The organism is Empedobacter sp. GD03865, assembly GCF_029840775.1.
GTDB lineage: Bacteria > Bacteroidota > Bacteroidia > Flavobacteriales > Weeksellaceae > Empedobacter > Empedobacter falsenii_B.
The window spans coordinates 1-11,355 of record NZ_JAOCDF010000052.1 but is presented as its reverse complement, the minus strand read 5'-3'; the positions used below and the strand labels follow the sequence as shown (position 1 = coordinate 11,355).

At 31.4% G+C, this 11,355-nt stretch carries 8 protein-coding genes, 2 pseudogenes and 2 riboswitches; of the genes and pseudogenes, 5 read left to right on the top strand and 5 right to left on the bottom strand.

The window, feature by feature from the left end; genetic code table 11:
• The first annotated feature begins 482 nt into the window (after nucleotides 1–482).
• Both N5D46_RS14200 and N5D46_RS14195 read left to right on the top strand, forming a co-directional pair.
• Nucleotides 483–938 (top strand): cytochrome c oxidase assembly factor Coa1 family protein, encoded by a 456-nt coding sequence (locus N5D46_RS14200; RefSeq protein ID WP_280038188.1) that lies wholly within the window; start codon nucleotides 483–485, stop codon nucleotides 936–938.
• Nucleotides 939–1,001: 63 nt separating this feature from the next.
• A riboswitch (cobalamin riboswitch) is annotated at nucleotides 1,002–1,185 on the top strand.
• A gap of 99 nt (nucleotides 1,186–1,284) precedes the next feature.
• Nucleotides 1,285–1,767 (top strand): annotated as a pseudogene (locus N5D46_RS14195) (Plug domain-containing protein); the annotation flags it as partial.
• 41 nt (nucleotides 1,768–1,808) lie between these two features.
• On the opposite strand, the pseudogene N5D46_RS14190 reads toward N5D46_RS14195, so the two are convergent.
• A pseudogene (locus N5D46_RS14190) lies at nucleotides 1,809–3,166 on the bottom strand (IS3 family transposase).
• A gap of 271 nt (nucleotides 3,167–3,437) precedes the next feature.
• On the opposite strand from N5D46_RS14190, the gene N5D46_RS14185 reads away from it, so the two are divergent.
• Nucleotides 3,438–4,205, top strand: coding sequence for a PKD domain-containing protein (locus tag N5D46_RS14185; RefSeq protein ID WP_280050392.1), 768 nt, complete (start codon nucleotides 3,438–3,440; stop codon nucleotides 4,203–4,205).
• An 80-nt stretch (nucleotides 4,206–4,285) separates the two neighbouring features.
• The gene (locus N5D46_RS14180) at nucleotides 4,286–5,848 is read left to right on the top strand and encodes a DUF5074 domain-containing protein (RefSeq protein ID WP_280050391.1); all 1,563 of its coding nucleotides are present in this window, start codon (nucleotides 4,286–4,288) and stop codon (nucleotides 5,846–5,848) included.
• A gap of 54 nt (nucleotides 5,849–5,902) precedes the next feature.
• Here N5D46_RS14180 and N5D46_RS14175 read toward each other — a convergent pair whose 3' ends face one another.
• A complete protein-coding gene (locus tag N5D46_RS14175) occupies nucleotides 5,903–6,364 on the bottom strand; it encodes an Lrp/AsnC family transcriptional regulator (protein WP_280050390.1) in 462 nt (153 codons plus the stop codon).
• 98 nt (nucleotides 6,365–6,462) lie between these two features.
• Nucleotides 6,463–6,610: riboswitch (cobalamin riboswitch) on the top strand.
• Nucleotides 6,611–6,697: 87 nt separating this feature from the next.
• On the opposite strand from N5D46_RS14175, the gene metE reads away from it, so the two are divergent.
• Nucleotides 6,698–9,019 carry a 5-methyltetrahydropteroyltriglutamate--homocysteine S-methyltransferase gene (gene metE / locus N5D46_RS14170; protein ID WP_280050389.1) on the top strand — a complete coding sequence of 774 codons (2,322 nt, stop codon included), beginning with the start codon at nucleotides 6,698–6,700 and terminating at the stop codon, nucleotides 9,017–9,019.
• 85 nt (nucleotides 9,020–9,104) lie between these two features.
• Here metE and N5D46_RS14165 read toward each other — a convergent pair whose 3' ends face one another.
• The 3 genes from N5D46_RS14165 to N5D46_RS14155 all read right to left on the bottom strand — a co-directional run.
• On the bottom strand, nucleotides 9,105–10,046 hold the full coding sequence (locus N5D46_RS14165) for a hypothetical protein (protein WP_280050388.1): 942 nt from the start codon (nucleotides 10,044–10,046) through the stop codon (nucleotides 9,105–9,107).
• Nucleotides 10,047–10,053: 7 nt separating this feature from the next.
• Nucleotides 10,054–10,746, bottom strand: coding sequence for a hypothetical protein (locus N5D46_RS14160; RefSeq protein WP_280050387.1), 693 nt, complete (start codon nucleotides 10,744–10,746; stop codon nucleotides 10,054–10,056).
• A 72-nt stretch (nucleotides 10,747–10,818) separates the two neighbouring features.
• Nucleotides 10,819–11,355 (bottom strand): GNAT family N-acetyltransferase (locus tag N5D46_RS14155; protein ID WP_125348865.1); only part of this gene is annotated, 537 nt, incomplete at its 5' end.

Below are 11,355 nucleotides of genomic sequence, written 5' to 3'. Positions count from 1 at the left end.
TTGTGGTTATACGTCGCGCTTTAGGCTGAACGCTGTAAGCTTTACGCATCTCCAGACTATGTTTTATAAAAAAAGAAGCTTGCTTTCATCCAACAAGAAGCTTCTTCTTAATAAAAAGGAAGCTTCCTTTATAACTTACAACTCATAAATCGAAAAGCCCCTATTTCCCTCAAGTGGATATTTTAACTTCTACTTCTATTCCTGTAAGTCTTAAATCTTATGTCTTATAAATTATAACTTATCACTCAAAACTTACAACTTACAACCCGCGTTAGGGATAGTAGTGGAAATCCTTTTGGAGGAATTGGTTTTCCTGTAATCACTTCCAATTTTCTTCTACAAAAGATTGCAACGGATAGCCCGACCGAGTGATTTACATTAGCTGTGTTTGTATTATTTTGGTTATTCTATGAATGATATAAAGGAAGGCAAAGAGCGAGGGAACGCCCAAATTTATTATCTTTACTTAAAACCTATATATTATGGAAGAAAATCAGTATGATAATCAATTGTTACCAAAGGAAAGTTGGTTTAAACGTAACTGGAAATGGGTTGTGCCAGTTGGCTGTTTGTCGTTTGTGATTTTATTTTTTGGATTGTTAATTGGTGGTGCTTTTTGGGATTTTAGTAAGATAACTTCGGATAGCGATGTAACGAAACATGCAATTAATATTATTAATCAAAATCCTGAAGTTCAGCAGAAATTGGGTGCGGATGTTAAAACGAACGGAGTTTTTACTGGAAATATTTCTATTACAAATGATACTGGTGAAGCTAACATCTCTGTACCTATAAAAGGAACAAAAGGCTCTGGGACTGCAATTATTGTTGGAGAAAAAGAATTTGATAAATGGAATTATGAAAAGATTGCGGTTCAGGTTGATGAAACTGGAGAAGTGATCGAAATAAATAAAGTAAAAGAAGAAGCTAACGAATGAGTTAGCTTTTTTTGTTTAGCTATTATTGATAAAGATTTAATTGTTTATTCAAAATAATAATTTTACTTTTGATTAACATTTGGTGCGAATTTAACCGTTCGGTAACAGGGAATCAGGTGAAAATCCTGAACAGACCCGCTGCTGTAAGCTCCATATTTTTTAGATACATTATATCCACTGTTTTTAATGGGAAGGATTTCTAAAAAAGGAGTAAGTCAGAAGACCTACCAAAATGATAAATGTTGAATGCTTTCGGGGACTAAAGCGTGAAGTTCAAATTTTGGATAGGTTCGTCCTTTCAATACTTCTTCATACACTCTCGTTAGCAACAATTGATTATTGCTAAATGAGAAATCTGAAAACTATAATTATTTGTTGCAGCTTGATTTTGCTTTCATGTCGCATAGCCTCTGCGCAAATTATTCATGATAGTATTTTAGAGTTTCAGCAAGTTAATATTTTAAAAAATAATATAAAAGCCGTTGTTCCTGTTCAGGAATTGAAAGGAGCGGAACTAGAGGCTTTAAATAGCCATTCTGTGGCAGATGCTGTTCGTTTTTTTGCAGGTGTACAAATCAAAGATTACGGAGGAGTTGGAGGTTTAAAAACTATTGATGTTCGTGGGATGGGATCTCAACATGTTGCAGTTTTTTATGATGGAATTCAATTGGGAAATGCGCAGAATGGAATTGTCGATTTAGGAAAATTTTCTTTAGATGACATGGAAATGATTTCTTTATATAATGGTCAAAAAAGTAATATTTTTCAATCAGCGAAAGACTATGCTTCTGCTTCTGCAATTTACCTTCAAACTGTACGTTTTCAAAACAAATGAGACATTTCAGTTAAAAAATTAAGAGAGTGTTTTTTTTATAAATTTATAATTTTTTGTTGAAAATACAATTGCCTTCTTTTAGCGATTGTTTTTTGTTTAATAATTGCTCTTTTTTCCAATATTTTATCTGCTCTTCCGAAATACATATCGGCAGGAGTTAGATTATTCAAAGCCTCATGATATCTACGATTGTTGTAATTTTCGACAAAATGTTCGAGGGCAAAAATTAGTTCCTCAGGATGATAATAATGATCCAGTTTTACCACATTTTTCATTGTTCTATGATAACGTTCAATTTTTCCTTGCGTTTGAGGATGAAGCGGTTTTCCTCGTATATGTTTCATTTTTTGAGTATTTTTCAAATAATCTTTTAATTCATTTGAAACATAACAAGGTCCATTGTCTGACAATAATTTTGGTCTCTGTTTGGTTTTAATTTGAGCCTTTTCAATTGCCTTTTTTACGGTTCTTTTTACATCTTCAGCCTTCATCGAGCTGCACAACTCCCAATGAATAATATAGCGACTGTAATCGTCCAAAATAGTACTCAAATAATACCATCCCCAACCAATAATCTTGAAATATGTAAAATCTGTTTGCCACATTTCATGCACAAAATTGGTTTTGTCGTTGAATTCATTTGCTGCTGAAATTAAGATATGATTGGGTGCAGAAATCAAATCTCTTTGCTTTAATATCCGATAAACGCTCGATTCTGAAATAAAAACACCTAATTCGTCCGTCATTTTAAATGCTAATTCTCTAGCCGATAATTCTGGATAATCTAAGGCTAATTCTACAATCAAATCTTTCTGAGATTCGGGAATACTGTTCCATTTTCGATGAATAGATGGACGTTTTGATTCTAAACCTTCAAATCCATTTTCAAGATAATTAGAATACCATTTGTAAAATGTACTTCTGGAAATACCAAACTCATCCAAAGTCCGTTTAACACCGATTTCTGAACGTGTAACAACTTCAATAATCTCGTATTTTTCACTTGCTGATAATCGCATATATTTCTTGAATTTACCAATTAATCCAATGAGTCCAAGGTTTTTTTTACGATATCATAGCGAACAATTAAATCGGCTACAATCTCCTTTAAACGCATGTTTTCTTTACGTAAATCAGAAACATCATTGCTCGTTGCTTCACGTGTTATATCGCCTGAAAGTCGCTTTTTACCAGCTTCCAAAAACTCTTTATTCCATTTATAGAATTGAGATTGTGAAATCGAATATTTTCGACATAGTTCAGCAACAGAAGTCTCTGCTCGTAAAGCTTCCATTACGATTAATATCTTTTGTTCAGCTGTAAAAATTCTTCGTGTATTATTACGAATATCTTTTACAAATTTTTCTGGAGTTTTCTTTTTAGAATTTGACATAATTAAAGTTAATGTTTTAATGAAAACACTAACTTAATTTTTAGGTCTTAACTGTCCACTTTTTGCTGAAGATTTACAATATACATGGAAACTTGGCAATGAAATTATTGGCAATGAGAAAACTTTAGGTTTTGTTTCTGATAAAGTTGGTGCTTATGATTTAACATTAGAAATTACTTCAGGAGTAACTTCTAAAACGATAAAAACAAAGGTTAATGTTACACAAGAATTATCTACTTACAGTAAATATATTTCTCAAGTCTTTGATTATTTGCCAGCAGTTGGACAATTCACAAATGCTTTACCAGCTTATGTAACAGGAGAAACTCAAGCTGATATGACAGCCAAAGCTGCTAAGGCTTTAGTAGGAGAAAAATCTACAATGATTACACTTGGAGGTTACGGAGGATATGTGGTATTTGGTTTTGACCATACGATTATGAACCAACCAAACAAACGCGATTTTAAAGTTTTAGGAAATGGTTTTGCTGGATCTTCTGAACCTGGAATTGTGATGGTTGCATATGATAAAAATAAAAACGGAAAACCAGATGACGACGAATGGTACGAAATTGCAGGAAGTGAGTACACGAATCCAAATACAATAAAAAATTATAGTATTTCTTATCAAAAACCAACCGAAGAAGATAAAATACCTAATCCTGAATATGTAAAATGGACAGATAATCAAGGAAATTCAGGTTATAAAACTAAAAATTCTTATCATAAACAATCATATTATCCATTGTGGTTTGGTTCGGATCAGTTAAAATTCTCAGGTACACTTTTGGCAAGCAATTATACAGAGAAAAATGGTATTTGGACTGGTAAACAATTGGCTTATGGTTATGTAGACAATGCACCAAATAACAGCGAAGATTCAAATATTGATATTGATTGGGCTGTTGATAAAAATGGAAATCCTGTTAAATTATTAGGAATCGATTTTATCAAAGTTTACACAGCAACAAATCAAGAAGCGGGTTGGTTAGGCGAAATCTCAACAGAAGTTGCAGGTGCTTATGATTTGCATTTATAATTTTTAAATAACATTCTAAATATTTTTATCCGAGGCTGTCATTCATGGATGATGGTTTCGGATTTCTAAAAAAACAATACATGAAGAAATTTTTACTTTCGATTTTTACAATAGTAGCAATTCAAACAAGTTTTGCACAAACAAAAGAATACACAAATGGTGTTTTTATTCTGAATGAAGATTGGTTTGGTCATGCAAATGGATCAATTAATTTTATGAATCCAGATTATTCTATTGATTATAATATTTACAAAACTGCGAATACCAATGAAGAGTTAGGTGTAACGCCTCCTTTTGCAACAATTTATGGTGATAATTTTTTCATTGTTTCAAAACAAGGAAATCGTTTAGTTGTAGCTGATTCGAAAACTTTACAGAAAAAAGCCAGCTTCGAAACAATTGGTGGAGACGGAAGAAGTTTTGTAGGTGTTGATGCTAAAACAGGATATTTAGGAACTTCAAGTGGACTTTATTTGTTTGATATTGAAAACTTGAAATTAGGATCTTTAATTGAAGGTGCTGATAAATTTGGTGCTTTAGCAAATATTATTCGAACTTCTACTTATGTTTTTGCCGTAACTCAAAAGGGTGGAATATTAGTAATTGATCCAAACACTCACAAAATTAAGCAAACGATTGCTGGAAGTTTTATTTCTGTAATACAATCTAAGGATGGAAATGTTTGGGGAGCATTGGCAAATAAATTAGTCAAAATAAATCCTGTTACTTTAGAAACGACAGAAATATCGATTCCAACGAAAACAATTCCGAATACTTGGGGAGCGTGGAATGCTGGAAGTTTTAGTGCTTCAACCCAAGAAAATTCAATTTACTTTTTCCCAGGCGCAGGTTGGTCTGTTAGTCCAACAATTGTAAAATATGATGTGGATAAAAATGAATTCAATGAGAATTTTGCTACAATTCCTGGTCAAGATACAAATCCTAAACAAATGCCTTATGGAGCAGGTTTGCGTGTAGATCCACGAACAGATGAGTTAATCATCATAACTACAACATCTCAATATAATAAGCACTGGATTCATAAATTTGATAATAAAGGAAATTTAACGAAAACAATTCCTTTGACTGATTATTATTGGTTCCAATCTTTACCTGTTTTTCCAGATAATGCGGCACCAATTATCAATGATTTAGAGACAACTTATCAAATTAACACAGCAACAACAATTGATTTGAAAGATAAAGTTTCGGATGTTGATAATTTATCAGCAGCGATTGTAAAAGATTTAGAAATCATCGAGAATAATGAAGTAGCTGAAATTTCGATTAATGATAAGGAAGAATTAGTGATTAATCCATTAAAAAATGGAACAGCTAAAATCAAACTTTCTTTTAATTCGAATGGAAAAGTTGTTTCACAAAACATCACAATTTCATCAGCCGTTTTAGGTACAAATGATTTAGCTAAATCTGCTGTAAATGTTTATCCAAATCCTGTTAATAATGTATTGTTTATTGAAACAAATGAAGCTTCAAAAGCCGAAATTTTCGCTATTACAGGAACTAAAATGACAGAGAAAACACTTCAAAAAGGGAAAAATCAATTAGATGTTTCCTCTTTACCAAAAGGTGTTTACATCATAAAAGTTAACAATTCTACTTTCAAGGTAATCAAAAAGTAGTGTGTTATTTATTTGTGGAAAAAAGGTTGAGCATTGCTCAACCTTTTGTTTTTTTTAAATATTGATTCCGTACGTATTTTTTATTTCAGCCATCACAAAAGAGCTGTGTGTACTTCCGATGCTTTCTAAAGCACCCAATTTATTGAAAACAAAATCTTGATATTGTTTCATATCTAGAACTTGTACTTTTAAGATAAAATCATATTCGCCCGAAATATTATAACATTCCACCACTTCATCAATCAACAAAATATCTTCCACAAGTTTATTCCCAATTGTGCGATCATGTTGCTTTAGCTTGATGCTGCAAAAAACCATAAAGCCTTTGTTTAGTTTTTCGGCATCCAAAACTGCTCTATAATTTTTGATATAACCTTGTTGTTCCAACCTTTTTATGCGTTCAAAAACGGGCGAAGGAGATAAATTAACTAAAGCTGCAATGGTTTTTACTGTCAATTTCGAATCTTTTTGTAGAATTCTTAATAATTCTAAATCGGTTTGATCTAATGTTTCCATCCAAATAATATTCTTTTCAATACGATATTTTATCGTTGTTTAAGTGTTTTGTTTTGTAAAATTAATCATATTAAGTGGTATAATCTTATTTTTTCAAGTTTTACAATCGTTTATTTTGTCTTGTTACATTTGTAAAGAAATAAACAATAAATTATTGGGGAATCGTGTGAGAATCACGAGCTGTCGCGCAACTGTGAGTAATGGAAATTACAAGTCAGATTACCAATAGAAACAAAAGATGATACTTTCGCGATTTGAAGTCTGTCTGTCAAAATAGGTTTACTATTTATCAACTCGCGTTTGTGTTTTTTGAACATTAAAAAAACAATCATAATGCAAACACAAATTTTAGGTTATCCAAGAATTGGCGCTAACCGTGAACTAAAAAAAGCCTGCGAAAATTATTGGGCAGGTAAAATTGAACTACAAGCTTTATTGCAAACAAGCCGTACAATTACCAAACAAAATTGGGCGCTGCAACAAGCTGCTGGTATAGATTTAATTCCGTGTAACGACTTTTCTTTTTATGATCAAGTTTTAGATTTTACGTTATCAGTTGGTGCAATTCCAGCGCGTTTCAATACGGTTGCGCTAAATAAAAAGAACACCGAATTAGACTTGTATTTTGCGATGGCAAGAGGCTTTCAAAAAGATAATTTAGATATTACAGCGATGGAAATGACAAAATGGTTTGATACCAATTACCATTATATCGTTCCAGAATTTGTAAAAAATCAAGAATTTAAATATTTCTCAAATTCTATCGTAAACGAATTTATCGCTGCAAAAAAAGAAGGTTTTAATCCAAAAACAGTTTTAATTGGACCAATTACTTATTTATTATTAGGAAAAGAAAAAGAAGAAGGATTTGATCGAATTGATTTAATTCAGAATTTATTGCCAGTTTACTTTGAAATTATTCATGATTTAATCAATCATGGAGCAAATACAATTCAGTTCGACGAACCTTTTTTAGCTTTAGATTTAGACGAAAAATCGAAAACGGCTTATCAAGAAGTTTACAAAAAAATAAGAAAAGAATTTCCTCAACTTACGATTCAGGTCGCAACTTATTTTGATGGATTGAAAGATAATACAGCTTTAGCAATCAATTTACCAATTGATATTTTGCATCTTGATTTGGTTCGAGACGAAAATCAACTTGATGAAATATTGAATCAAGCTCCTTCTCAATTAAAACTTTCTTTAGGTTTAGTTGATGGTAGAAATATTTGGAAAAATGATTTTCAAAAATCACTTTCAACGATAGAAAAAGTTGTGAACAAAATTGGAGAAAAACGAGTTATTATTTCAACATCTTGTTCATTATTACATTCACCTTGTGATTTAGATTTAGAAACAAACGAAAAAAATCTTCCGACTACAATTAAAGATTGGTTTGCATTTGCGAAGCAAAAATTAGAAGAAGTTGCTTTCTTAAAAAATTATTTTTCAAACCCGAATGACGAAAAATTGATTCAACAATATGAAGCGAATCAATTCTCTATTAATAATAGAAAAAATTCTCAATTAATTCATCAAACTCAAGTTAAAGAACGAGTAAATGCAATAAAAGATGAAGATTATAATCGTGCAAATAGTTTTGGAAACCGAAAAATTGTGCAACAAAATGTATTGAATCTTCCTCCTTTTCCTACGACAACAATCGGCTCTTTTCCACAAACGCAAGAGGTGAGAAGTTGGCGTGCGAAGTATAAAAAAGGGGAATTATCTGCCGAAGAATATGATACTTTATTGAAACAAGAAACGAAGCGTACGATAGAATGGCAAGAAGAAATTGGCATTGATGTTTTGGTGCATGGTGAATATGAGCGCAACGATATGGTGGAATATTTTGGTGAAAAATTAGCTGGATTTGTCTTTTCTAAAAATGGTTGGGTTCAGAGTTATGGAACGCGTTGTGTAAAACCACCGATTATTTTTGGTGATGTTTATCGCCCAGTTCCAATGACAGTTTATTGGTCGAAATATGCACAATCTATCACAGAACAAAAAGTAAAAGGAATGTTGACAGGACCGGTTACGATTTTGCAATGGTCTTTTGTTCGCGACGATCAACCAAGATCTACGACGTGTAAACAAATTGCGTTGGCGATTCGTGATGAAGTTTCGGATTTAGAAAAAGCTGGAATTAAAATTATTCAGATTGATGAGCCTGCAATTCGTGAAGGTTTACCATTGAGAAAAGATGAATGGCAAAATTATTTGAAATGGGCTGTTGATTCGTTTAAATTAGCCTCAAGTAATGTCGATGATTCTACGCAAATTCATACGCATATGTGCTATTCAGAATTCAATGATATTATTCAAAATATTGCTGATTTAGATGCGGATGTCATTACAATTGAATGTTCGAGAAGTCAAATGGAATTGTTAAATGCTTTTTCAGATTTCAATTATCCAAATGATATTGGACCTGGAGTTTATGATATTCACTCGCCTCGCGTTCCGTCGAAAGAAGAAATGGTTGATTTGATAGAGAAAGCGGCAAAAGTTATTCCGGCAGATCAATTATGGGTGAATCCTGATTGTGGACTAAAAACGCGTCATTGGGAAGAAACCGAAAAAGCTTTAATTGAAATGGTTGCGGCGACAAAAGAATTAAGAAAAATATATACGCCAAAAGCGATTTAAGCTTAACATCCTACTTTTATGATTTAAGTAGTGTAGTGTTATTTATTTGTGAAGAAAGGTTGAGTAACGCTCAACCTTTTGTGTTTTAATAATAATTTATCGTTCGTTTTACAACATATTTCAATTCTCCATTAGTTGAAATAGAGGCTTTTATCCAATTGTTTTTCGAATCATATTCATACGAAACTTGATAAGAAGTTAAAACAGTTTGTCCATTTCGGAACGATTGTTTTTTAAAGTTGACAATTTCATTTTTCGAATCAAAATCAGCTTGATAGGCTAACGTTTTATTAGCGTCAAATGATTGTAATTTCGAAATATTTCCATTCTCAAAAAACATTATTTTGCTCGAATTTCCAGCAATTTCTTCCTGAAAAATAGGCGTTTCTTTATCATAAATATAATACGATTTTCGTCCTTTTTTTCCATCAAAAGAAGTCATTTCATCCAAAACCAATAAACCATTTTTGTTATACGTCAAATTATTTTCACTAATTGTAGAACCTTCCACTTTTGTCGTGATTTTATTCAATTTATTCGAATAATTAAAAATCGTTTCATAATTAGATTTTGACGATTTCCCTTCGATTTTTTCTGTCAAGTTTATCAACCGATTTTTATTGTCATAAACGAAGTTTTTGTCCGAAGCAACTCGTTTTGGATCTTCACCATTGTTAATAACTGTATTCGTTTGTTTATCAATTAAATTTGAGTTGTTGTAGTCGTAATTAACATAGTTATAAACAGCTAATTTTCCTTGATAATCCAAATAATTTGTTCGCTTTGTTAACAATCCTTTTTGATTAAATTCTAACGAAATTTGATTGTAAAATTCATTTTCTAAAAAAGGTAAAGTCGTCGAATTTCCTTTTGCATCTGTTGCTGTAGAAGTTATTTTTTCAACCTTTCCTTTCAAATTAAAATCGGCTAAAGTTGTTTTAACTTCATAATCATTCGTCGAAATTTTTTGTGCAAAATTAACTTGTGATGCAGCTAAACAAATTGTCGTTAAAATTATTTTTTTCATGTTTTGTTTAAAATTGATAAGCGATTTTAAAGTTAAGATTTAAATTGAAATCTGTAGAAGAACCTTCTTTTTTATAATGATTTTCTAAACCGCTCATAAAATAATCAAAAATTCGAGTATCAACACTTTCTAAATTTGTAATATTCGAATATTTTACATTTCTATTTTTTACACCTAAACCAACTTTTGGCATTAGTATAAGACCTTTGTGCAACTGTATAAAAATATTATAATTAAGATTTATTCCATATTTTTCTCGCTTGTAATCGGCAGTATCATAAGAATATAAATAAGAAAAATTTTGATCATCTTTTCGATAAAATTCTCCATTTTCGAGATGATCAGTGTGATGAATATAGAAAAATTCAGAAGAAATAAGATGTTTTACTCGTTTGTTTTCGCTTAGATTGATAAAAAATTCTGGTCGAATCTCAAAAAGTTGATAATCTTCGTTGATTTTATATTTTGGTTTGTGACTAAGAGGAATGCTATGATAACTTCCGTAGCCGATTTCAGAGCCAATCCAATAACGTTCGTTGAGTTTATAAATGTATCCAAACGTCCATCTTGGAGGTGATAATGCTGCTGAAAGAACGCTAAAAGTGATGACATTTTTGCGCTCATCGCTTGATTTTTCTTGTGCTGAAATGAATTGTCCAAAACCAATAACGAACAAAAAAAGTAAAAAATTCTTTTTCATATAAATAGTATTTAAAAGAAAGAGAATCAATTGCTTAAAAGGTTGCGTGAACCAAGATTATTTTGAAGTTAATTATTTCTTCAATTCATACCAAAAGCAATCCAAATCCCACATGTCAAGATGAAAAGTTTCAGTGACTTCAAATCCCATTTTTTCTAACACATTTCGAGAAGCTTTATTATCAACATGCGTTATTGCGTTTAGTTTAATATGTGACATATTTTTTCTGTAAAAGTCCATGCAAGCTTCGGCAGCTTCAGTTGCATAACCTTTTCCCCAAGTTTCTTTTCTGTAACGATATCCGATATCAATAAAATCGAATTTATTATTCATCGATTCGCTTTCTATAATATATTTAAAACCAGTCCAACCAATCATTTTACCTGTTTCTTTTTCAACAACAGCAAGACGACCATGTCCAAGTTCTTCATATTGTTTTTGGATATCTTCAATAATTTCTTTTGTTTCTTCAATGGTTTGAATAGGTTCTGCTTTTAGAAATTCATGAACTTCTGGTTGTGAATCCATTTCAAAAAAATCTTGTAAATCATCAATCGTAATAGGTCTGATGATTAACCGTTCTGTTTCGAGTGTTGGTAAATATTTCAT

Bases quoted from the DNA above. Each gene is read 5' to 3' on its own strand.
- metE (WP_280050389.1), top strand. From the start codon at position 6,698: ATGCAAACACAAATTTTAGGTTATCCAAGAATTGGCGCTAACCGTGAA.
- N5D46_RS14200 (WP_280038188.1), top strand. From the start codon at position 483: ATGGAAGAAAATCAGTATGATAATCAATTGTTACCAAAGGAAAGTTGG.
- N5D46_RS14175 (WP_280050390.1), bottom strand. From the start codon at position 6,364: ATGGAAACATTAGATCAAACCGATTTAGAATTATTAAGAATTCTACAA.
- N5D46_RS14165 (WP_280050388.1), bottom strand. From the start codon at position 10,046: ATGAAAAAAATAATTTTAACGACAATTTGTTTAGCTGCATCACAAGTT.
- N5D46_RS14180 (WP_280050391.1), top strand. From the start codon at position 4,286: ATGAAGAAATTTTTACTTTCGATTTTTACAATAGTAGCAATTCAAACA.
- N5D46_RS14160 (WP_280050387.1), bottom strand. From the start codon at position 10,746: ATGAAAAAGAATTTTTTACTTTTTTTGTTCGTTATTGGTTTTGGACAA.